The following is a 22,319-nucleotide window of genomic DNA, read 5'->3' as shown; positions in this document are numbered from 1 at the left end:
ATCACTTTCTTCCGGACCACAATGGCCCGGAAGCATCGTAGCCCGCCGATCAGAAGCGGGTCGATATGCCGAAGTTGAATTCCTGCACGTCGTCGGTGTCTTCCTTGAGAACCGGAACCGCATAGTCGATGCGGATCGGGCCAAAGGGCGACGCCCACATCAGACCGACACCAACCGAAGCGCGCCATTGCATGTCTACCGTCGACTGGTCGACAAAGTCTTTCTGAACCTTGCTGCCATAGAGCGTTGCCGCATCGGCGAAGACCGCACCACGCAGGCCGAAGCTCTCCGGAATGACCGGCATTGGGAACTGGGCTTCCGCCGAGGCATTAAAATAGGTGGTGCCGCCGAGATGGTCGCCAGCGTCGTCGCTGTCGACGGGACCGATGCCGCCATACGCGAAGCCGCGGATCATGCGGTCGCTGCTCTGAAAATGATCGAAAATCCGCAGGTCGCCGCTGCCGTAACCTTGGACGTGGCCGGCGCCGCCCGAAATCAGACCAACCAGATCGAGCTGTTCCGACAGGGTCTGGTAGACACTGCCGCGCGCTGTCACCTTGACGAATTCGGCATCGCCGCCGAGGCCAGCCACCTCCGTGACGACGTTTGCGTAAATACCTTCATGCGGGTTCTTCATGTCGTCGATGGTGTTGTAGACCAGGCCGAGGCTGACCGACGACTTGAGCCACGGGCTCTCGTCAATACCCTGAACGATTGCCCGAGAGATGTCGCAGTCGGCGTCAGGGATGCCATCATTGTCATCATCGCAATCATCGTCGAGCCTGTACTTCTCTTGCGAGATATTATACGCCAGCTGCGTCGAGATGTTGTCGGTGATCGGCAGCCCGAAGCGCACCGTCGCGCCCGTCGTCTCGCTCTCGTATTCGTCGTATTGCCTGGTCCGGTGGAAGACGTCGAAGCCGGCGGCAATACGGCGCCCGAGGAAATAGGGCTCGGTGAAGGAGAACGCATAGTCGCGCGAATTCTTGCCGCCGCCCGCCGATAGCCTGATGAACTGGCCGCGCCCGAGGAAGTTGCGCTCGGTGATCGATCCTTCGACGGACGGGCCCGCCGTGTCGCCGCCGGTCGAATAGCCGGCGCCGACCGAGAACTCGCCGGTCGATTTCTCGACCACGTCGACCACGAGCACGACCTGATCCGGCTCGGAGCCGGGCACGGTCGAAACCTCGACTTTTTCAAAATAATCGAGCGCTTCCAGCCGCTTCTTCGCGCGCTGGATGAGTACCTGGTTGAAGGCATCACCCTCGCTCACGTCGAATTCGCGGCGAATGACATAGTCGCGGGTCCGGTCGTTGCCGCGAATCTCGATGCGCTCGACATAGGCCTTGGTGCCCTGGTCGATCGTATAGACAACCGAAATGGTGTGGTTCTCGAAATTGCGGTCGCCGCGCGGCGTCACCTGGGCGAAAGCATACCCGGAACCGGCGACCCTCTCGGTCAGCGCGATGATGGTGTCCTCGACGTTCTTGGCGTTGTAGACATCGCCCTTGTGGGTCTCGACCGCCGACTGCAGCGACGCGCCGTCGACCTCCGGAATCGTGCTCTCCACGCTGACGTCGCCGAATGTGTAGCGGTCGCCCTCCTGCACGGTGATGGTCACCGTGTATTTGTTCGTGGTTTCGTCGAGTTCGCCGACCGCCGAAATCACCTGGAAGTCGGCATAGCCGTGATTGTAGTAGAAACGGCGCAGCAGCTCCTGGTCGGCGCGCAGCTTGTCTTCGTCATAGACGTCATCACGCAGCACGAACGAAAGGACGGACGAGCGCTTGGTGGAGATGACGTCGGACAGACGACGGCTCGAATAGGCGCTGTTGCCGACGAAATTGACCGCGGCGATCTGAGTGCGACCGCCTTCGTTGATGTTGAAGACCACGTTCACGCGGTTGTCGCCGAGGTCCATGATCTGGGTGGTCACGGCGGCGTCGTCGCGGCCGATACGCCTGTAGGCGGCCTTGACCGCCTCGACATCGGCGTCGAGCGCCTGCTGCGAGAACGTTCCACGCGGCTTCAACTGGACCGCAGCCGTGAGAGCGTTGTCCTTGAGCTTCTTGTTGCCCTGGAACAGCACCTGGTTGACGACCTGATATTCGGAAACCTTGATGACCAGCGTCGAACCGACCTGGTTGACCTGGACGTCCGAGAACAGTCCGGTGCCGAACAGCGCCTTGACCGCATCGTCGACATCGGAGCTGGAAAAGGCCTTGCCGGGCTTGATCGTGACATAGTTGCGGATCGTGTCGGCGTCGACACGCTGATTGCCGCTGACTTCAACTCTTGAAACAACAGCGGCCTCGGCCGCCGATGTGGCAACGAATTGTACTGCGAGCGCGCCTGGCACGACCAGGGCGGCGGACAGGGCCACCGCGGACGCGGCGCTCAGAAACTTGGATGTTGCCTTCATCGGGCTTTTGTACCTTTTCTCGAAGTCCCCACGGCGAGAAAACCGGACGTGCGGTAATTTCCCCTACCGTATTAACCGGATTTTCCCTACACGCAAGGCTCCTGGTTAATTTGTATTTACTTAACTCTGTTGCGTGGCTTTCGCGTCACGCATATCCCCGCGCATGGTAAACGGCGTCTCAACGTTGGGTGTTTCGAAGCCAAATTTCTTCATGATTTCAGCACCCAAACAGATCGTTCCAGAAAACAAACCCCATGAAGCCCAAGACGAGAAGCAGGCCGGCTCTATAGCCCATTTCCATCATCCGTTCCGACACCGGTCGCCGGATGACGGCCTCCACGCCGTAGAACAGGAGATGGCCGCCGTCGAGGGGGGGAATCGGCAAAAGGTTGAGAATACCGATCCCGACCGACAGCAAGGCAACGAGTTGCACAAGCCACTCGAAGCCCAGCTTTGCCGCCTGCCCCGACATCTTTGCGATCTTGATTGGACCGCCCAGCTGGCATTTGTCTTCGCGACCGACGACGAAACGCTGCAGGAACTGACCGGTGCGCTGAATGATGTATCCCGTCTCCTCGACCGCCGCCCCTACCGCTCCGACCGGGCTGTAGGTGATCAGCCTGGGCTGACCCAATTCCTGGTTGTTGACGACGCCGATTACGGCCACCTTGACCTTGTTGCCCAACCCATCTTGCTGCTCCATCAGTTCCGGCGTTGCCGTAACGGTGATCTCCTTGCCCTCGCGCAGCATGACGAAGGTGATGATATCTCCGCCGCGGCCCGAAACCAGGCGCTGGACGTCGGAGAAGGTCTGGACCTTGCGGCCGTCGACGCTGACGAATCGGTCGCCGGGCAGGATGCCGGCCCTGGCCGCAGGACTACCGGCGGTGACTTCAGCCACCATTGGCTCCAGGACGGGCCGGCCGTAGGCGGAAAACAGCACCGCAAAGACGGCGATCGTCAGCAGGAAGTTGAACAGTGGCCCGGCCACCACGGTCGCCGCGCGCTTCCAGACCGGCTGCGTGTGAAAAGCGATCTTGCGTTCGGCATCGGTCAGCTTTTCAATCTCCTCCGAGTTGGGCTGGCTCGAGGTGGCGTTCATGTCGCCAACGAATTTGACGTAACCGCCGAGCGGTATGGCGCAGAGTTTCCAGCGCGTCCCGTGGCTGTCATTGAAGCCGAAGAGTTCCGGCCCGAAGCCGATCGAAAAGACTTTCACGCCGATGCCGCACCAGCGGCCGACGAGGTAATGGCCCATCTCGTGGACGAATACCACCACGGTCAGCACGAACAGGAAAGGCACCAGCGTGCCGAGCAAAAAGCCGTCCGTGCTGAAAACCGATTGAAGAATTCCGTTCAATTCATGCCCTCAAATTCATTCGCAGCACGTTTCTTCCGCAACCAGACTTCCGCAGCAATGATTGTGCCGCGACTGTGACATCAATCCAGGCGAATCCATGACGCATCCTGGCCCGCCCAAGAAACTATGCCGATCAAGCTGGAAACAGCCCCTGTGCCGGATGCTCGGCGCTCGCCGAAATCCAGCCGATGACGTACAGGGCGAAAGCCGCCGCGACAAGCCCGTCGACCCGGTCCATGACGCCGCCATGCCCAGGTATCAGCGTGCCCGAATCCTTGCGGTCGTGGCGGCGCTTCACCCATGATTCGAAAAGGTCGCCGGCCTGGGCGACGATCGAAAGCACGAGCGCAACGACGCCAAGCACTGCAAGATTGCCGGCTCCGGCCGCGGCGGCCAAGAGCAGCCCGGCGACCACGCCGCCGACGGCGCCGCCCAGTGCCCCGCTCTGCGTCTTGCCGGGCGAGATCGACGGCGCCAGTTTCGGACCGCCGACAGCGCGGCCGACGAAATAGGCCGATATGTCGGTCGCCCAGACCACGGCGAACAGGAAGAGGATGGCGACGAGGCCGGGATGGTCGCCGTCGCGCAAAAGAGCAAGTGACAGGCCGGAAACGGCGGCATAGGCCAGGCCGGACGCGTCCCATTGCCCCGTCTGGCGCATCGAGGCATGGCGCATCGAGGTCTGGCGCATCGAAGCCGCCACCACCGTGACGACGACCAGCACTGCCACAAGCAACAGCAGCCAGGGCGCCGGCAGGCCGGCGATCAAGGCGCCGACGAAGACCAGAAGCAGCGCCTCCGGTAGAAAACCAAGACCGGTGGCGGGGACCGGGCGGCACATTCGCGTCCATTCGTAGAAGATCAGGATCGTCATGGCTGCGCAAAGCAGCCGGAAGGGCAGTCCGCCCAGCCAGGTCAGGCCAAGCGTGAAGACAGCAAGCACCACGGCAGAAATGACGCGAAGCTGGAGATTGCTCATCCCTTGGCCGTCACGGCGACATCTTGAGCGCCAAGCCCGCCGAAACGGCGCTCGCGGCTGGCGAAATCGCGCAATGCGTCGGCCAAATGCTCGCGGCTGAAATCGGGCCAGTAGCAAGGCAGGAAGACAAGCTCGCTATAGGCCGCCTGCCACAGAAGGAAATTCGACAGCCTGAGCTCGCCGCTGGTGCGGATGACCAGCTCCGGGTCCGGAATGCCCTGGGTATCGAGAGCGCCGGCGAAGGACTCGGCCGTGATCGCCTCGCTGTCGAGCTCGCCGCGCGCCACGGCCGAGGCGAGCTTGCGCGCCGTGCGCACGATCTCGTCGCGTCCGCCATAGTTGAAAGCGATGACCAGCGTCAGCGCCTCGTTGCGAACGGTCAGCGTTTCGGCCTCTTCGAGCATGGTCCTGATGTCAGGCTGCAGCCCTGCCCTGTCGCCGATGATCCGGACCCGTACGCCGTTCTGGTGCAGTTCGGCGAGATCGCGGCGGATAAAGAGTTTCAACAGGCCCATCAGGTCGCTGACTTCGGACTTCGGCCGCGACCAGTTTTCCGACGAGAAGGCGTAGACGGTCAGGAAGGAGATGCCGAGGCCAGGCGCGGCGCGCACCGTGTTGCGCAGCGCCTCGACGCCGGCACGATGGCCGGCAAGCCGCGGCAGGCCCCGCGCCTTGGCCCAGCGTCCGTTTCCGTCCATGATGATCGCGACATGCGCAGGGCTTGTCATAGTTTCGCTTTCGGATCGGACACCGACCCTAAACCTGCATGATTTCAGCTTCCTTATCAGAAAGCAGATGGTCGATGGTGCCGATCATCTCGTCGGTGAGCTTCTGTACCTGGTCGGACCGCTTGCGATGGTCGTCCTCGCTGATATCGCCGTCCTTTTCCGCTTTTTTGAGAAAGTCCATGCCGTCCCGGCGCACGTGGCGCACCGCCACACGCGCATTCTCGGCATAACCGTGCGAGATCTTGACCAGCTCCTTGCGGCGCTGTTCGTTGAGCTCGGGCAGCGGAATTCTGAGATTGGTGCCGTCCACGATCGGATTGAAGCCGAGATTGGATTCACGGATGGCGCGATCGACCGCGCCGACCATCGACTTGTCCCAGACCGAAACCGAAATCATGCGCGGCTCCGGCACTGATACGTTTGCCACCTGGTTGATCGGCATGGTGGTGCCATAGGCTTGCACCTGGATCGCGTCGAGCAGGTTGCTCGAGGCACGGCCAGTCCGCAGCGAAGCCAGATCGTGCTTGAACGCGGCTATCGCCCCGTCCATGCGCCGCTGGAGATCATCGTATTCGCCACTCATCGTCATCTCCTCGACCCGTTGGCCCGGGTTCACTGTTTCGGGGGTAAGTCCCGTGTTCGAGCCCTCAATCCAGAAAACCGGCTCCCGCCTTTCGGGATCGGGCTCCCGATCAATCGTCCGCGACGACCGTGCAACGGCCGCCGCCCCTCAGAATATCGCCGAACCCGCCGCTCTCGTGGATCGAATAGACGATTATCGGAATGTTGTTTTCCCGCGCAAGTGCAATCGCAGCCGTGTCCATGATCGAAAGGCCTCGTTCTATGACTTCGGCATGGCTGATGCGTTCGAAACGCGTCGCGTTCGGCTCCTTCTTGGGATCGGCCGAATAGACGCCGTCGACCTGGGTGCCCTTGAACAGCGCATCGGCGCCGATTTCCGCCGCGCGAAGCGCTGCCGCCGAATCGGTGGTGAAGAACGGATTGCCGGTGCCGCCGGCGAAGATGACGACCTTGCCCTGGTTCATATAGGCGGTCGCCTGGCGCTGCGAAAAGCTCTCGCAAAGCTCAGGCATGGCGATTGCCGACAGCACCACCGCGTCAACGCCGATCTTGTTTAGCGAGGTGCGCAGCGCCAGCGAGTTGATGATCGTGGCGAGCATGCCCATGTGGTCGCCGGTGACACGGTCTCCGCCCTTCGATGCAACGGCGACGCCGCGAAAGATGTTGCCGCCGCCGATGACGACCCCGACCTCAATGCCCATCGCGCGAGCCTCGGCGATATCGGCGGCGATGCGGTCGACGACCGACACGTCGATGCCGAAATGCTGTTCACCCATCAGCGCTTCGCCCGACGCTTTCAGCAAGACACGTCGGTAGAGGGGCTTCACCGTCATCTGGTCCTCATCATTAAGCGTGTGAGCGTTCGGGGCGGCTGCCCTCGTGCAGGCGCTGCCCCAAGACATTGGCGTTCCGATACACGAAGGGCGCCTCGATGTCACGCGGCGCCCGAGCCGTAGAACGCTCTTCCAGTCCTTAGCCTGCGCCGGCAAAAGCACCTTGCATGAGCAGATCAGGTAGCGAATTGGACGGCTTGTCGTCGCATGCCTGGCCTTCGTCGATAACGCACAAGAAATCGGCCGGGCATCCTCGCGGACGCCCGGCCGTTAAATCTTACGGTGATGGAGAGCCGTAGGCTGCCGTGCTGGCAGCTTACTTCTTGACCGCCGCCGCGACTTCCGCCGCGAAATCGGTCTCTTCCTTCTCGATGCCCTCGCCGAGCGCGAAGCGCAGATAGGCAGTGATCTTGGCCGGTGCGCCGATCTCTGTCTCGGCATCCTTCAGCGCTTTCTCGACGGTGATGTCGGGATTGAGCACGAAAGACTGCTTGAGCAGCACGACCTCTTCGTAGAACTTACGCAGACGACCCTCGACCATCTTCTCGATGATCGCTTCCGGCTTGCCGGACTGGCGTGCCTGGTCGGCGAAGATCGCCTTCTCGCGCTCGACCGCAGCCGGATCGAGTTGTTCCGTCGTCAGCGCCATCGGGTTGGTGGCGGCAACATGCATGGCGACCTGACGGGCGAAGGCGTTGGCGGCCTGCGCATTGCCCGACGTCTCGATGGCGACCAGCACGCCGAGTTTGCCAAGGCCGTCGGCAACCGCGTTGTGGACGTAGGTTGCGACTGCGCCGTGCTCAACAGCGAGCTTGGCCGAACGGCGGAAGCCAAGATTCTCGCCGATCGTGCCGACAGCGTCCTTGATGGTGTCGGTGACCGACTTGTCCGAACCCGGATACGGAGCGGCTGCGACGGCCTCGGTCTTGCCGCCATAAGCGAGCGCGACTTTGGCGACGTTGGCGACAATCTCCTGAAAGGCCGCGTTGCGGGCAACGAAGTCGGTCTCGGAATTGACCTCGACGATCGCTGCCTCACGGACACCGGAGTCAACGCCGATGAGACCCTCGGCCGCGGTGCGGCCGGCCTTCTTGTCGGCCTTCGAAATGCCCTTCTTGCGCAGCCAGTCGACGGCCTCTTCCATGTTGCCGTTGGTTTCGTTCAACGCCGCCTTGCAGTCCATCATGCCCGCGCCGGTCAAGTCGCGGAGTTCTTTGACCTGTGCAGCCGAAATGCTCATTGTCGCCTCTTTGTCTTAAAATGCACCAACGCACCACCGACTCGGTGATGCGCCTGGCGCCAGCGCTTAGCGCACCAAAATATGAGAAGATGAAGGCCGAAACCGGCCTCGCTGTTACGCTTCCGGTGTCTCGGCAGCCGGTGTCTCGACGGCCGGGGTCGTATCGAGTGCCGGCTCGACCGGAGCCTCTACCGCAGCACCCACGTCGACGCCGAGCGCGCCCTGCTGGCGAGCGATGCCGTCGATGGCCGCCTTGGCGATCAGGTCGCAATAGAGCTGAATGGCACGGGCCGCGTCGTCATTGCCCGGGATCGGGAAATCGATCTTGTCCGGGTCGCAGTTGGAATCGATGATGGCGACGACCGGGATGCCGAGACGCTTTGCCTCGAGGATGGCGATCGCTTCCTTGTTGGTGTCGATCACGAACATCAGATCGGGTGTCGAGCCCATGTCCTTGATCCCGCCCAGCGCCTTGTCGAGCTTCTCGCGCTCGCGATCGAGGTTGAGGCGCTCCTTCTTGGTGAGCCCCTGGGCCTCGCCGGCCAGCATCTCGTCGAGCTTGCGAAGGCGCTGGATGGAATTCGAGATCGTCTTCCAGTTGGTCAGCATGCCGCCGAGCCAGCGGGAGTTGACATAGTACTGGGCCGAGCGCTGCGCGGCGTCGGCGACAATGTCGGACGCCTGGCGCTTGGTGCCGACGAACAGCACGCGGCCCCCCTTGGCGACAGTGTCGGAAACCTGCTTCAACGCCTGGTGCAGCAGCGGCACCGTCTGCGAGAGGTCGATGATGTGGATGTTGTTGCGGGCGCCATAGATGTAGGGCGCCATCTTCGGGTTCCAGCGATGGGTCTGGTGGCCGAAGTGAATGCCAGCTTCCAAAAGCTGGCGCATGCTGAAATCAGGCAGAGCCATTCTCAAGTTCCTTTCCGGTTAGCCTCCACGGACACAGGCATTTTTGGACTTTGTCCTCGAACGCCACCGGAGGTTTCAGCCGGATTTCTCCCGGGCAGACACCAAAGTCCGTGTGTGGAATGAGCGCGCATATAGAGGGGATGGGCGACAAACGCAAGCGCCGACAGCGCCGCGGCGTCTTGCGGCTCAGGCGTGTGGTGATCAGCGTACCGGTATCACGGCAGTATCTTCCCCTTCGGCACGCGGACACGTCGGAAAACAGCAACGATTTCCTCACGGCTGCATTCGACGGCGCCTAGCCGCACCGCGCGGTCGCGCTCGAAGCCGGTTATGTCATAGTGCGGCGCCGATGTCTTCGGCGGCCCCTGATAGGACGAGCGCTTGACGCCGAGCTGTGCTGCAAAACGGTGCAGCTCTTCGGTATCGTCGGCCAGCAGATGACACCAGCGGTGGCCGACCCATTTCCAGATCGCCGCGTCGACATAGACCGCCATGGGGCTTGCCGTACTCCTTCATCTTGCGCCGACATCTTGTGCCGAACCGGGCTGCCTTGATCAGGCGTCGCGATGATAGAAGGGATTCGGATAGAAAATGAAGCCGCCGCCGGCCTCGACGTCGGCAACGATTGCGGTGACGGTGTCCTGCATGCGGCGATGCAATTCCGCAAGTGCGTCTTCGATCGAGCCGTCATAGGCGTGCAATCCCAAGGGCTCCGGCACCCGGATGTGGGCGCGGCGCGGCCCAGCCGGTTGCGGCACGAAGCAGTTGATCGTGTCGCGCAGCTTGCCCTTGCAATAGTCGTTGCGAATGCGCTTCAGATGCTCGGCGATCTCCTCCTGCGTGATGCGCGGGTTGGTCGAGGCCCACGGCCCGATGCGCTGGAGACGCTGGATCGTGTCCGCCAGTGCGCGAACCTGCTTTTGTCCTTCGGCGTTGCCCGTATTGTCCCGCAGCCAGCGACGCGACTGGCGCAAAAGCTCCGCGATCTCATTGGCACCGGGATCGGCCGAAATACGCTCCCCGAGGCGCCGGCTCAGTTCGAGCAGCAGTTGCCTCTGACGCGCGGCATACGAAGCCTGCTCGTCGGGCGCCATGCCGCACGCAACCTCATCGCGCGACAGCAGCGTTGCGTAGATGTGGTGAACACGCTCCGGCAGCGTATCGACAGCACGGCGTTCGATATTCAGGCTTTTCTCGACATAGGCGCATTCCTGCGCCAGCGCCGTCTCGACATTTTTGGTGAAAGCGAGCTTCCAGACAACCGGGGCGATCCACGCCATGAAATCCTGATCCGTGGCGCGACCACGCTTGAGCGCCTCGAACCCCATCTCGACCGCCCCCGGAAGAAGCGGGCCGACGACATTGGCATGCCAGCCGACGCCGCCTTCGGGATGCAGGAGCACACCATGCCCTTTGAGCGCCCAGGCGACCGAATGTTCCTTGGCCGCAGCGCTGTTGCCGGGAATCTGGGCGATCAGATTGTTTGCCAGCCAGAATTTCTGCATGATCCGGCCGAGGCCGTTGACGACGCCATGCGTGGCCCAGGATGCCGCAAGCGGGCTTACCCTCGAGACGATCTCCTTGTCGATCATCCAGTCGGTGAAAAATTCCGGATGGTTGGGCGCGATGAACGTCGCCTTGCCTGCGCCGCAACAGGCCTTCAGCCGCTGCCGGTCGTCGACGGGAAAGTCGATATGGCGGACATTGGCGACGCCGCGCAATCCGGCGAGGCGGTTGAACGGCAACAGGTCACGCAACCCGGGAACGCCGTGCAGCATGACAATGCGGTTGACGATCGTCATGATTCTGATCAGCGCCGGATTTGGCCTCGGCGCCACGAACACATCGATTCTGCTCACCCTGCTCCCCCGCTGGACTGACGCCGGCGGAAAAGGTGAGACGCGATTGCGGCGTGTTCAAGTCGTTTGCCGCCCTGCGGCGCGTAGTCAACTCAAGCAGTGGTTTGGCGGCAGCCGAAACCCTATTTCGACGGACAGGTTTTCGGCTGATCGAACAACGACAGATTGACCAGCTTGCCGGTCATCGAGAAGTCGTTGTAGTCCATGACGAGGTCGCGCGTGAGGCCGTTCTCATGCAGCTTGAAGCTGATCCGGTATTCGGGCACCTCCTCGCCTGACTTGTCGGTGTCGTCGAAGTAGGCGATGTCGACCGGCCAATATTGGTCGGTGGCGAGTTTCGCCAGTGCCGACGCTTCCGGGTCGGTCTTGTCGGCATTGGTTTTCTTGCCGACGACGACGGTGGTGGTCATCACCTTGTTGGCATCTTCCGAGCCGTCGAACAGGTTGGTTTCATAGAAATTTTCGCCCTTTTCGGCCTTGTCGATCAGTTCGACCAGATGCTGGGTCGGAAACTGGGTGGCCGCCAATTCGAGGCTGCTCTTCTCCGGCTTGTCGATATCGACCTTGAGGCCCTTCGCCTCCTTCGTCGCGGTGCCCTTGACCTCCTTTTCGAGGTTCTGGTCGACGAAGGATTTTGTTACGAACGAAAAGGTCTTGCCTTCGGCATCCTCGAAAGTGGTCGTTTGCTGATCGGTCAGCCTTGTATTGTCGTTGGTGACGATCTGGGTGACGAACCGGAACTTCACCGTGTAGCCTTCGCAAGGCGAGCCGTTGAACTCGTAGACCATGCGGCCGGTGATGCCGGCGATGCCGGAGCGATCAGAGGCCTTGTCCAGGCTGAGGTCATAGACGGCGCGATGCGCCTGCAGCGTCGGCACGGCCAAAGCAGGAGCCGCCGCGAAAAGCGCTGGCAGCAGGACAGCGTGGAATGCGAGGCGCGTCGCGCTCATGGGTGGCTCCGATCATAGCGGCCAATGGCAGGCCGCAGGGAAAGATGGTCCAGCTTAAAAAAAGTCGTGGCGGAAGCGAGGCAAAAATAGCAATTTCGGCCCGGCCTGCGCGGCGTCTTCAAGCAATAGGGAAATACCATGAGTGAAACAATCAAAAAGCGGCTAAGCGATCTCGGCGTGACGCTTCCGGTCGCCGCCGCGCCAGCCGCCAACTACGTGCCTTATTGCAGGTCAGGAGATCTGCTGTTTACCGCCGGGCAGTTACCGCTCAACGAGGGCAAGCTGCAGGCCAGCGGACTGCTCGGCCGCGATGTCGATACCGCAAGCGGCAAGGAGGCGGCAAAATACTGCGCAATCAACATATTGGCGCAAGCCACGGCGGCGCTCGGCAGCCTCGAGAAAATCCGCCGGCTGGTGAAGATCACCGTCTTCGTCGCCTCGGCGCCGGATTTCGTCGAGCAGCATCTGGTTGCCAACGGCGCCTCCGATTTTCTGGTCGCCGTGCTCGGCGATCGCGGCAAACATGCCCGCTCCGCCGTCGGGAGCGCCTCGCTGCCGCTTAATGCCGCAGTGGAAATCGAAGCTGTCTTTGAAGTCGAATGAGCCTGACATGACCGACCTTTCCTGGCTGACCTCCCGGCCCTTTGCCCATCGCGGCCTTCACGACATGAACAAGGCGCGCTGGGAGAACACGCTGTCGGCCTTCGCCGCGGCAGCCGAACGCGGTTATGCGATCGAATGCGACGTGCATTTGTCGTCTGACCGCGTCCCGGTCGTTATCCACGACGGCGACCTGAAGCGACTGACCGGCCATGACGGCTTCGTCTGGCAGCGCACGGCGGCGGAGCTCACGAAACTCAAGATCGGCGGCACATCAGACCATCTGCCGACGCTGCAGCAGGCGCTCGATCTGGTCGACGGCCGCGTGCCGATGATCGCCGAGTTGAAAGGGGTTCCCGGCCACGACGAAGGCCTGGTGGAATGCGTCGGCAAGATGCTCAAGCGCTACAACGGCAAGGCGGCGATCATGTCGTTCGACCACTGGCTGATCCGTGATTTCCCCAAACACGCACCCGGCATTCCGGGGGGACTGACCGCCTATGGCAAGGACGTCAAGCTGATCGAGGCGCATTTCTCCATGCTGGCGCATGACATCGCCTTCACCTCCTACGCCGCCGGTGACCTGCCGAACCGGTTTGTCAGTTTCGTGCGCGAAAAGCTCAATATGCCTGTCATCACCTGGACCGTTCTCGACCAGCCGGCGATTGACCTGACCTTCAAATATGCAGACCAGATGACGTTCGAAGGGTTCGAACCCGATCTGGTACAGGTCGCTTGAAAACCGAGCTTGCACAAGCCCTGATGGAGTCTACATAAGCCTCATGGATCAAGGCGATGACGGTGACGGGCAAACGGCGAATGCGGAGTACTCGATCCGCGTCGCAGCCGGCATCGGCGCCTTCACCTGTGCGGAATGGGATGAGCTCGGCGGCACCGCGCGTAGCGATACGGAAAATGGATACAACCCTCTCGTTTCATTCGCTTTTCTGAGCGCACTCGAGGATTCCGGCTGCGCCGTGCGACGCACCGGCTGGCAGGGCCATCACCTCAGGCTGGAGACGACGCAAGGTAAGTTTCTCGGGGCTGTTCCCTGCTACCTGAAATCGCACAGCCAGGGCGAATATGTCTTCGATCACGGCTGGTCGGACGCGTTCGAGCGCGCCGGCGGACGCTACTACCCAAAACTGCAATGCGCGGTGCCATTCACGCCTGTCACCGGCCCTCGCCTGCTGGTCCGCAAGGGCGAGGACAGCTGCGCCGTGAAGGCCGGCTTGGCGACAGGTCTGAAGGCGGTGACGGAAAAGCTCGGCGTGTCTTCCGCGCACGTGACCTTCGCGCAGCAGAAGGACGTCGCGGCGCTGGAGGGTGCGGGCTTTCTGCACCGCACCGACCAGCAGTTCCACTTCTTCAATGAAGGGTTTTCGACCTACGACGACTTTCTCGCCACGCTGGCCTCGCGCAAGCGCAAGGCGATGAAGAAGGAGCGGCGCGAGGCGCTCGCTCACGGCATCTCGATCGACTGGCTGACCGGCAAGGACCTGACCGAGAGAGCCTGGGACGACTTCTTTGCCTTCTACATGGATACCGGCAGCAGGAAATGGGGCCGACCTTACCTCAACCGCGAGTTCTTCTCGATGATCGGCGAACGCATGGCCGACGACATCCTGCTGGTGATGGCCAGGCGCAATGGACGCTACATTGCCGGCGCCATTAATTTCATCGGTTCCGATGCGCTCTACGGGCGCAACTGGGGCTGCATCGAGGACCATCCTTTCCTGCATTTCGAGGTCTGCTATCACCAGGCGATCGACTTTGCGATCGACCGCAAGCTGAAGGTGGTTGAAGCGGGCGCGCAAGGCGAGCACAAGCTGGCGCGCGGCTATAGGCCGGTGACCATGCATTCGGCGCATTACATCGCGCATCCCGGCTTGCGCAATGCGGTCGCCGACTACCTCAAGCGCGAGCGGCGCGAAGTCGAGCGGATGGGCGACTATCTCGAAGGGCACACTCCGTTCCGCAAGGATCTGGCGGACGATTAGAGCGACGTGCGTCCAATTGGACGCACAAAGTACGCTCTAACACTTTGAATCTCCGCATCGTATTTTCCGAAAATCGATTCCGGTTTTCGGGTCGGTGCGGTAGAACAAGGCACAATCCGGAGCGCACGCCATGGCCGAAGCCACCTACGACAGCACCAATATCTTCGCGAGAATCCTGCGCGGTGAAATCCCTTCGCATCGCGTCTACGAAGATGACGCGGTTGTCGCCTTCATGGATGTGATGCCACAAGGCCCGGGTCATACGCTGGTTGTACCGAAGGCGCCGTCGCGCAACCTGCTGGACGCGGATCCGGCAACGTTCGGTCCACTCTTCGCAATTGTTCAGAAGGTGGCGTTGGCGGTGAAGAAAGCCTTCGGCGCCGATGGTGTCACCGTCCTGCAGTTCAACGAGCCCGCTTCGGGCCAGACCGTCTACCATCTCCACGTCCATGTCATTCCGCGCTTCGAAGGCATTCCGTTGAAGCCGCATAGCGGGCATATGGAGAAGCCTGAGGTACTGACTGAGAACGCTGGCAAGATACGGAGCGCGCTGGAAAACTGAGCCGAGTATCGCGGCTTGGGCCATCTACTGCCACTTCACCCAACGAAAAAAGCCCCGTCTCCGGGGCTTTTTTAGCTTTTCAGGCCATCACCCCTTGCGGGGCAGTTGCGGCACCAGGCTGCGCTTGCCGCCGCCATCCTTGCCCTTGGGCTCCGCCTTCTGTGCGATCGCCTTTTTCGCGACGGGCTTCTTGACGGCGGCTTTCCTGGGCTTCGGCGCGTCGTCCGGTTCTTCCTTCTTCGGCTTGACCGGCGCCTCGTCGGCGAGCGATTCGAGCTTCAGGCCGGTTTCGCCGGTCTCCTTCTTCTCGACGGTGACACGCACCGTGCCGCCCTTCTTGAGCTTGCCGAACAGCACCTCGTCGGCCAGCGGCTTCTTGATGTGCTCCTGGATGACGCGGCCGAGCGGCCGCGCGCCCATGCGTTCGTCATAGCCCTTGTCGGCCAGCCAGGCGACCGCCTCCTGCGACAGGTCGAAGGTGACGCCGCGCTCGGAAAGCTGGGCCTCGAGTTGCATGACGAACTTCTGCACCACCTGATGGATGACCGGAACCGGCAGCGAACCGAACGGGATGATCGCATCGAGACGGTTGCGGAACTCCGGCGTGAACAGCCGGTTGATCGCTTCGACATCGTCGCCTTCACGCTTGGTCGAGCCGAACCCAATCGCCGCGCGCTGCGCATCCGAGGCGCCCGCATTGGTGGTCATGATCAGGATGACGTTGCGGAAGTCGATCTGCTTGCCGTTGTGGTCGGTCAGCTTGCCGTGATCCATGACCTGCAACAGGATGTTGAACAGATCCGGATGCGCCTTCTCGACCTCGTCCAGCAACAGCACGCAATGCGGATGCTGGTCGACGCCGTCGGTCAACAGGCCGCCCTGGTCGAAGCCGACATAGCCGGGAGGCGCGCCGATCAGCCGCGAGACCGTGTGGCGTTCCATGTATTCCGACATGTCGAAGCGGATCAGCTCGACACCGAGCGAAGCGGCAAGCTGCTTTGCCACTTCGGTCTTGCCGACGCCGGTCGGACCCGAGAACAGATAGGACCCGATCGGCTTCTCAGGTTCGCGCAGACCGGCCCTGGCCAGCTTGATCGCCGAGGTCAACGCCGTGATCGCTGTGTCCTGGCCGTAGACGACGCGCTTCAGCTCGACGTCGAGACCGGCCAGCACCTTCTCGTCGTCGGCGGAAACCGTTTTCGGCGGAATGCGGGCGATGGTGGCGATCGTCGCTTCAATCTCCTTGATGCCGATGGTCTTCTTGCGCTTGGCCTCCGGCACCAGCATCTGTGAGGCGCCGGTCTCATCGATCACGTCGATCGCCTTGTCCGGCAGCTTGCGGTCGTTGATGTAGCGCGCCGACAGTTCGACCGAAGCCTTGATCGCCTCGGCCGTGTAGCGAACCTTGTGGAACTCCTCGAAATAGGGCTTCAAGCCCTTCATGATTTCGATGGCGTCCTCGATGGTCGGCTCGTTGACGTCGATCTTCTGGAAGCGCCGCACCAAAGCGCGGTCCTTCTCGAAGAACTGGCGGAACTCCTTGTAGGTGGTCGAGCCGATGCAGCGGATCGTTCCCGACGACAGCGCCGGCTTCAACAGGTTCGACGCATCCATGGCGCCGCCCGACGTCGCCCCTGCCCCGATCACGGTGTGGATCTCGTCGATGAACAGCACCGCGCCCGGATAATCCTCGAGTTCTTTGACGACCTGCTTCAGCCGCTCCTCGAAATCGCCGCGATAGCGGGTTCCGGCCAGCAATGTTCCCATGTCGAGCGCGAAAACGGTGGCGTTGTGCAGCACTTCCGGCACGTCGCCTTCGACGATGCGCTTGGCAAGACCTTCGGCGATTGCCGTCTTGCCGACGCCGGGGTCGCCGACATAGAGCGGATTATTCTTGGAGCGGCGGCACAGCACCTGGATGGTGCGGTTGATCTCGGACTCGCGGCCGATCAGCGGATCGATCTTGCCGGCCTTGGCCTTGTTGTTCAGATTGACGCAATAAGCGGTCAGCGCGTCCTGCTGCTGCTTTTTCTTGCCGCCCTCCTCCTGCGGCTCGGCACCGTTCTGGCCGCCCTGCTCGTCGTCGGCGCCGCGCGGCGACCGCGTCTCGGATGCGCCGGGGCGCTTGGCGATGCCATGCGAGATGTAGTTGACCGCGTCGTAGCGGGTCATCTGCTGTTCCTGCAGGAAATAGGCGGCATGGCTCTCGCGCTCGGCGAAGATGGCAACGAGCACGTTTGCGCCGGAGACTTCCTCGCGGCCGGACGACTGCACATGGATCACCGCGCGCTGGATGACGCGCTGGAAACCGGCCGTCGGCTTGGAATCCTCGTCGTAGCCGGTGACGAGATTGTCGAGCTCGGTATCGATATAGGTGAGAACCGTATGCTTCAGCTCGTCGAGATCGACGTTGCAGGCGCGCATGACCGCGGCCGCCTCGGTGTCGTCGATGAGGGCGAGCAGCAAGTGTTCAAGGGTTGCGTATTCGTGGTGCCGCTCGTTGGCGAGCGTCAGCGCCTGGTGAAGCGCCTTTTCCAGGCCTTGGGAGAAAGCCGGCATGTTACCTCACTTCTTCTCCATCACGCATTGCAGCGGATGCTGATTTTGTCGGGCGAAATCCATGACCTGGGACACTTTGGTCTCGGCCACCTCGAATGTATAGACCCCGCACTCGCCCACTCCATGATTGTGAACATGAAGCATGATGCGTGTGGCGGCTTCACGGTCCTTCTGGAAAAAACGCTCCAGCACGTGAACCACGAATTCCATGGGCGTATAGTCGTCGTTGAGAATGAGAACTCGATAAAGGCTAGGCTTCTTGGTCTTGGTTTTGGTGCGCGTGATGACGGCCGTGCCGCGACCGGCCTCGTTGCCGTCGCTGCCGTTTTGCATGCGCACCACGTCTCTTGTGGCAGTCAAACCTGTAGTCACGTAGTCCTGCCTTTTTCGAATCCCCAAGCGAGCTCAACATGTAGGTGTTCGATGAGCGATTTTAAGCCCTTCTGTTTAGCTGACAATATGGCTAGGTGGCCAAACTTGGCCGATTTTTGAAATCGTGAAGGCAGCAAGAGCCCCTGATTTCAAATTGCCATGAAAAAACCCGGCCGCGCGTACGCGACCGGGTCTGCCTTGCAGGCCCGAGGGCCATCCTTCACATGCTACAGCGAGGTTATTTCGCTTTTGCGATGATTGATTCGAATGGCTTATAGGCTTCTTTGGCGAGTTCGGCATAGAGGTCGCCGATCTTGGTAGCTTCGGTGACGAAGGATTCGTAGGACTGCTTGGCAAAGTCGGACTGGATCTCGAATGCCTTCTCCAGCGACTTGGCCGACAAAAGTTTCTCTGCTGCTGTGCTGCCGGCTTCGAAGCTCTTCTTGGTGTACTCGCTCGCCTCGGTGGCGATTGCCTGCGCACCCTTGGAAAGGGACGCGAAGCTCTTCAATCCGGAGTCGGCAAACTCCTTGCCGTATTTGCTGAAATCTTCATAGGTCTGGGTCATTTCACGCATTCCCTTTGAGGGTTGCCTGAGGGGTGGACGCGCCCTGTCCCGGCCGCGTTGTGCAACGCAAGTAACATATTGTGCAATGCACAAAAGTCAAGTTTCACCGAGTGCGGCGACAGCCTGCCGGCCCCACCACCTGGTCCAGCACACCGCCCCAACGCCGGCAACGGCTAAAATTCGAATAAAGAAAAGCTCAAGCCCGAAGAAAATGGTGAACGCGGCGGTTACCATAAACGGATTGGTAACGCTGGCCACGTAGCTTGGCCGGAAGTGAGGCAGGATCCCTTTGCTCGCCTCCAGCGCAACAAAAAATCCAAAGGAAGCATCGGTGCGTCAGGCGTTGTCGGGCATTCTCTCCAAATTCGCGTCCTCTCTGAAAACGATCATGATCCTCGCTTTGGCGACGTCATTCGTCGTTGCCGGCGCGGCTCCGTCGATGGCTGCCAAGTCGGCGGCCATCGTGATGGACGCAAAGACGGGCAAGGTGCTTTATTCTTCGAATGCCGACGGCCGGCGCTATCCCGCCTCGCTCACCAAGATGATGACGCTTTACCTGACCTTCGAGGCGATGGCGAAGGGCAAGATCAGCAAGAATTCACGGGTCGTCTTCTCGGCCAACGCCGCTGCCGAACCGCCGACGAAGCTCGGTGTCAGGCCGGGCGGCGCGATTACGGCCGAGACCGCGATCCTGTCGATGGTGACCAAGTCGGCAAACGACTCGGCAACGGCACTGGGCGAACTTCTCGGCGGCAATGAAGCCAATTTCGCTCACCTGATGACGGCCAAGGCGCGAGCATTGGGCATGAAGGGAACCGTTTTCCGCAACGCCCACGGGTTGCCAAATCCCGGCCAGTTCACCACCGCGCGAGACATGGCGGTGCTCGGCATCGCGCTACGGGAGCATTTTCCCCAATATTACGGCTATTTCTCGCAGCGTTCCTTTCTCTATGGCCGCAAACGCATCAACGGCCATAATCGCCTGCTTGGCCGCATCAAGGGCGTCGACGGTATCAAGACGGGCTACACCCGCGCCTCCGGCTACAATCTCGTCTCCTCGGTCTCCGATGGCGACCGCCGCATCGTCGCAGTGGTCATAGGCGGCAAATCCGGCGGCAGCCGCGACAACCAGATGGCCGGATTGATCAACACCTACATGCCGAAAGCGTCGTCGCGCGGCAGCGGCATGCTGGTCGCCAAGGCCAGCGGCGGCAACCCGATCACCGCGCTGGCAAAAGTGTTCCTGCCCAAGGAAAATGCGCCGACACCGGACAGCAAGCCGGACGACGATGCCATTGCCTCTCTTGTTGAGGAAACCGAGCCTGTCGTTGAAGAAACCGCCCCAGTCGTTCAGACCAGGAAGGTCACGGCAGTGGCCGCGACCACCGCGGACGACGTGGCGACCGCACGGGTCGCGGCAGCCTACGCCGAGCCGGATGTCGATCCCGTCAAAACGGCATCCCTGCCATCCGGTTGGGCGGTACAGGTCGCCTCTTCGCCAAAACAATCCGAAGCCCAGGCCCTCCTCGACAAGACGATCAAGCAGGCGCCTTCGGTCCTGGCCGATGCCGCGGGCTTCACCGTCGCCTTCGAAAAGGACGGCGTCACCTACTACCGCGCCCGGTTCGGCTTTGGCTCGAAGACCGCCGCCTGGAAAGCCTGCAACGCCCTGAAGAAAAAGAAAATCGAATGCTACGCCGTCCAGCAGTAGGGCGGCGTGAAAAGACACCTCCCGGAAAATTCTGCGTCGAAGGAGACTAATGGTGATTGGAGAGCAAGACGTCCTTGGCTTCGTTGATCCGCGCCGCCAGGAAAGACGTGCCACCGATATCGGGGTGCAGGCGCTGCATCAGGCGGCGGTGCGCCTTGCGGACATCCGCCGCGGCGGCCCCCGCTTCAAGACCAAGGATCTTGTAGGCCTCCTCCTTAGTCATGGAGCCAGAACCTGGCGAAACACCCAGCCCTTCGCCACCGTTCGCCTCAGCGTCTTTGCGCCAGACGGGAAATCTGCCGTCAAGATACGTCTCTAGCAACTGGCGGCTCTCCGGGTCGCCGGGGAGTTCGCGATAAAGTTGCTGCAATTCGGCAAGGCTCATCGTACCAAGCATCTTGCCTTCATGGCGGCCGGCTAGCACGAGCCCCTCCAGACTGCCGGTATCGTGATCAAGCTCCATTTCGAGTGCCGCGGTGCGCACAGTCGAATGCTTGCCCGGCTCCAGTTTCGCGGTCGGCCGCTTCATCCGCATTGAGCCATACCAGGCGAGCGCCGCCGACAGGATCAAGCCGCCGAGACCTTGGCGTCCGACCAGGAGCATGGCGACGCCGATCAGCGCCAGCAGGACCGGACCAAGCGTCCTCATCGCGCTTGCCAGCCTGGCGGGGTCGGCGCGGAGGAAAACCATGGTCGCGCCGAGCAGCACCAGAAGCAACGCCACGAATAGAAGAAGCGCGCCCATTATTTCCTGTCGCCCCGCAGATGCTCGATCATCAGCTGGTCTTCCGGCCTGCCCCTGGCTTCCAGCGCCTTCAGCCCGCCGGTCGCAAACACGGCGACCGCCGAAAGCAGGCTGGCCAAGGTTGCGGCAGCCCGCCGATCAAATCGGAACCAAGCCCCTTTGGACAGCCGTGCAATTTCCTTGAACGCCTTTTCTGCATCGCAATCATGGCCTTCCTGAAAGACGAAGACAGGAACGCCGTGCAGGCCGAGGCTGCCGGCCTTTTCGGCCAGGTCGTCGACATTTTCTTCCATCGCATCGCCGATATAGACCAGCGCGTTGACCTTGGCTGCCGCCGTCTGTTTCAGTGCATGGGCGAGCACCTTGCCGATCTGGGTGTGGCCGCTGCGGCATTCGATCCGCGTCATCAACTGCTTCAAGGCGTTCGTGTCGGTAACGAAGCCGGACGAACGGCATTCACCAAGGCCCCGAAAATAGACCAGTTGGACGCCGAGCGCTCCAGCCTTGCCGACGGCGTCGAACATCTCGCCCTGCAGCGCGCAGGCCATATCCCATGTCGGCTGGCGGCTCATCGTCGCGTCGAGCGAGAGAATCAGCCTGCCAGAGCCGGTTGAGGACGCAGCGAGCGTCCTTGCCTGACGGATAAAGGCGTCGATCTCGCCGGCGCTCGATTGGGATTCGACCGGAGCGGGATTGGCCTTCGCTGGCACGGGCTGCTTCTTGTCGCTCATGAGATTGAAGATGTGGCGTTGTCGCCCAGCTTGCAAGCCCGCCATGAAGCGACCTGGAGCAGCGATCGCGGCAGCCTTGAATTCAGGCCTTCCTAGAGAAGACCGAGGTCGGCAAGCTCGCGCCTGAGTTTCGGCGGCATCTCGACCAGTCCCGCTTTGCCCTTGCCAAGGTCGGCCGGTGCGTCCGACGGCTTCAGATAGCGCCAGCCCTGAAAGGCGCGGCGCGGCTGCCAGTCGGTGCGCACGACCTCGGGGGCGAGGATCAGGTGACAACGTCCAATGCCTTCACTGTCGGTGAAAGGACGGATTTCGGTGATCAACTGCCGGCACTGCACATTGCCCTTGATCACCCAATACAGGGAACCGCCGTCGGTGACTTCGGCGCCGCGCGTCGGCACCATGCGTGTGGTGTGGTAATGCTCGGCCGGCTCGCCGGCGCGCCGCCGTTCGTCGAGGCGGAAGGCGATCCACTCTTCGAGATCCTCGACGCTGTCGCAGCCGACACAGAGCTTTATGAGATTGAGGGACATGGATTAAGGTTTAGTCCGGCTCGCGAAGGCGTCAACGGCCTGGCCGACTTTCTCCACAGTGCCAGCCTCCGCAGTG

General features: G+C 61.6%; 22 protein-coding genes. 5 read left to right on the top strand and 17 right to left on the bottom strand.

Annotated features, from left to right (window positions below; translation table 11 throughout):
• Window positions 1-49 precede the first annotated feature (49 nt).
• From bamA to AC0NID_RS21570, 11 genes are all read right to left on the bottom strand, one after another.
• Entirely contained in the window at window positions 50-2,422 is a 2,373-nt protein-coding gene (gene bamA, locus AC0NID_RS21620; RefSeq protein ID WP_473457960.1) for an outer membrane protein assembly factor BamA, read from the bottom strand.
• Window positions 2,423-2,639: 217 nt separating this feature from the next.
• On the bottom strand, window positions 2,640-3,782 hold the full coding sequence (gene rseP / locus AC0NID_RS21615) for an RIP metalloprotease RseP (protein ID WP_473457958.1): 1,143 nt from the start codon (window positions 3,780-3,782) through the stop codon (window positions 2,640-2,642).
• Window positions 3,783-3,915: 133 nt separating this feature from the next.
• Window positions 3,916-4,761 carry a phosphatidate cytidylyltransferase gene (locus AC0NID_RS21610; protein WP_473457957.1) on the bottom strand — a complete coding sequence of 282 codons (846 nt, stop codon included), beginning with the start codon at window positions 4,759-4,761 and terminating at the stop codon, window positions 3,916-3,918.
• Window positions 4,758-5,489: an isoprenyl transferase gene (locus AC0NID_RS21605; protein ID WP_474033326.1), complete on the bottom strand. Its 732-nt coding sequence runs from the start codon at window positions 5,487-5,489 to the stop codon at window positions 4,758-4,760. Before AC0NID_RS21605 ends, AC0NID_RS21610 begins: the two co-directional genes overlap by 4 nt.
• 28 nt (window positions 5,490-5,517) lie before the next feature.
• The gene (frr, locus tag AC0NID_RS21600) at window positions 5,518-6,072 is read right to left on the bottom strand and encodes a ribosome recycling factor (RefSeq protein ID WP_473457956.1); all 555 of its coding nucleotides are present in this window, start codon (window positions 6,070-6,072) and stop codon (window positions 5,518-5,520) included.
• 109 nt (window positions 6,073-6,181) lie between these two features.
• On the bottom strand, window positions 6,182-6,904 hold the full coding sequence (pyrH, locus tag AC0NID_RS21595; RefSeq protein WP_145712790.1) for a UMP kinase: 723 nt from the start codon (window positions 6,902-6,904) through the stop codon (window positions 6,182-6,184).
• 316 nt (window positions 6,905-7,220) lie between these two features.
• Window positions 7,221-8,144 (bottom strand): translation elongation factor Ts, encoded by a 924-nt coding sequence (gene tsf / locus AC0NID_RS21590; protein ID WP_473457955.1) that lies wholly within the window; start codon window positions 8,142-8,144, stop codon window positions 7,221-7,223.
• Between the two features lie 114 nt (window positions 8,145-8,258).
• Window positions 8,259-9,056 carry a 30S ribosomal protein S2 gene (gene rpsB / locus AC0NID_RS21585; protein ID WP_473457953.1) on the bottom strand — a complete coding sequence of 266 codons (798 nt, stop codon included), beginning with the start codon at window positions 9,054-9,056 and terminating at the stop codon, window positions 8,259-8,261.
• Window positions 9,057-9,271: 215 nt separating this feature from the next.
• Window positions 9,272-9,550, bottom strand: a complete 279-nt coding sequence (locus tag AC0NID_RS21580) for a DUF4031 domain-containing protein (protein WP_473457951.1) — start codon at window positions 9,548-9,550, stop codon at window positions 9,272-9,274.
• Between the two features lie 60 nt (window positions 9,551-9,610).
• A complete protein-coding gene (locus AC0NID_RS21575; RefSeq protein WP_473457950.1) occupies window positions 9,611-10,915 on the bottom strand; it encodes a lysophospholipid acyltransferase family protein in 1,305 nt (434 codons plus the stop codon).
• A 122-nt stretch (window positions 10,916-11,037) separates the two neighbouring features.
• Window positions 11,038-11,865: a cell envelope integrity EipB family protein gene (locus tag AC0NID_RS21570; RefSeq protein WP_473457949.1), complete on the bottom strand. Its 828-nt coding sequence runs from the start codon at window positions 11,863-11,865 to the stop codon at window positions 11,038-11,040.
• A 138-nt stretch (window positions 11,866-12,003) separates the two neighbouring features.
• On the opposite strand from AC0NID_RS21570, the gene AC0NID_RS21565 reads away from it, so the two are divergent.
• The 4 genes from AC0NID_RS21565 (at window position 12,004) to AC0NID_RS21550 (ending at window position 15,027) form a co-directional block, all read left to right on the top strand.
• The gene (locus AC0NID_RS21565; protein ID WP_473457947.1) at window positions 12,004-12,468 is read left to right on the top strand and encodes a RidA family protein; all 465 of its coding nucleotides are present in this window, start codon (window positions 12,004-12,006) and stop codon (window positions 12,466-12,468) included.
• A 7-nt stretch (window positions 12,469-12,475) separates the two neighbouring features.
• On the top strand, window positions 12,476-13,204 hold the full coding sequence (locus tag AC0NID_RS21560; RefSeq protein ID WP_473457946.1) for a glycerophosphodiester phosphodiesterase: 729 nt from the start codon (window positions 12,476-12,478) through the stop codon (window positions 13,202-13,204).
• Between the two features lie 43 nt (window positions 13,205-13,247).
• Window positions 13,248-14,465, top strand: coding sequence for a GNAT family N-acetyltransferase (locus AC0NID_RS21555; RefSeq protein ID WP_473457945.1), 1,218 nt, complete (start codon window positions 13,248-13,250; stop codon window positions 14,463-14,465).
• 130 nt (window positions 14,466-14,595) lie between these two features.
• The gene (locus tag AC0NID_RS21550) at window positions 14,596-15,027 is read left to right on the top strand and encodes an HIT family protein (RefSeq protein ID WP_473457943.1); all 432 of its coding nucleotides are present in this window, start codon (window positions 14,596-14,598) and stop codon (window positions 15,025-15,027) included.
• Window positions 15,028-15,114: 87 nt separating this feature from the next.
• Here AC0NID_RS21550 and clpA read toward each other — a convergent pair whose 3' ends face one another.
• From clpA to AC0NID_RS21535, 3 genes are all read right to left on the bottom strand, one after another.
• Window positions 15,115-17,586, bottom strand: a complete 2,472-nt coding sequence (clpA, locus tag AC0NID_RS21545; protein ID WP_473457941.1) for an ATP-dependent Clp protease ATP-binding subunit ClpA — start codon at window positions 17,584-17,586, stop codon at window positions 15,115-15,117.
• 6 nt (window positions 17,587-17,592) lie between these two features.
• Window positions 17,593-17,919, bottom strand: coding sequence for an ATP-dependent Clp protease adapter ClpS (gene clpS / locus AC0NID_RS21540; protein ID WP_036241697.1), 327 nt, complete (start codon window positions 17,917-17,919; stop codon window positions 17,593-17,595).
• 277 nt (window positions 17,920-18,196) lie between these two features.
• The gene (locus tag AC0NID_RS21535; protein ID WP_473457939.1) at window positions 18,197-18,526 is read right to left on the bottom strand and encodes a phasin family protein; all 330 of its coding nucleotides are present in this window, start codon (window positions 18,524-18,526) and stop codon (window positions 18,197-18,199) included.
• A 331-nt stretch (window positions 18,527-18,857) separates the two neighbouring features.
• On the opposite strand from AC0NID_RS21535, the gene AC0NID_RS21530 reads away from it, so the two are divergent.
• Window positions 18,858-20,237, top strand: coding sequence for a D-alanyl-D-alanine carboxypeptidase (locus tag AC0NID_RS21530; RefSeq protein WP_473457938.1), 1,380 nt, complete (start codon window positions 18,858-18,860; stop codon window positions 20,235-20,237).
• Window positions 20,238-20,283: 46 nt separating this feature from the next.
• Here the strand turns inward: AC0NID_RS21530 and AC0NID_RS21525 are convergent, their stop codons facing one another.
• The 3 genes from AC0NID_RS21525 to AC0NID_RS21515 all read right to left on the bottom strand — a co-directional run bounded on the left by AC0NID_RS21525 (window position 20,284) and on the right by AC0NID_RS21515 (window position 22,243).
• The gene (locus AC0NID_RS21525) at window positions 20,284-20,982 is read right to left on the bottom strand and encodes a DnaJ domain-containing protein (protein ID WP_473457936.1); all 699 of its coding nucleotides are present in this window, start codon (window positions 20,980-20,982) and stop codon (window positions 20,284-20,286) included.
• The gene (locus AC0NID_RS21520; RefSeq protein ID WP_473458024.1) at window positions 20,982-21,713 is read right to left on the bottom strand and encodes a vWA domain-containing protein; all 732 of its coding nucleotides are present in this window, start codon (window positions 21,711-21,713) and stop codon (window positions 20,982-20,984) included. The genes AC0NID_RS21525 and AC0NID_RS21520 overlap by 1 nt, the downstream gene beginning before the upstream one ends.
• Before the next feature lie 92 nt (window positions 21,714-21,805).
• A complete protein-coding gene (locus tag AC0NID_RS21515; protein WP_473457935.1) occupies window positions 21,806-22,243 on the bottom strand; it encodes a DUF1489 family protein in 438 nt (145 codons plus the stop codon).
• Window positions 22,244-22,319: the final 76 nt, after the last annotated feature.

This window comes from Mesorhizobium sp. WSM4821, from assembly GCF_055901555.1.
The sequence above is the reverse complement of the archived record's forward strand: the minus strand, read 5'-3'. Positions and strand labels throughout refer to the sequence as shown.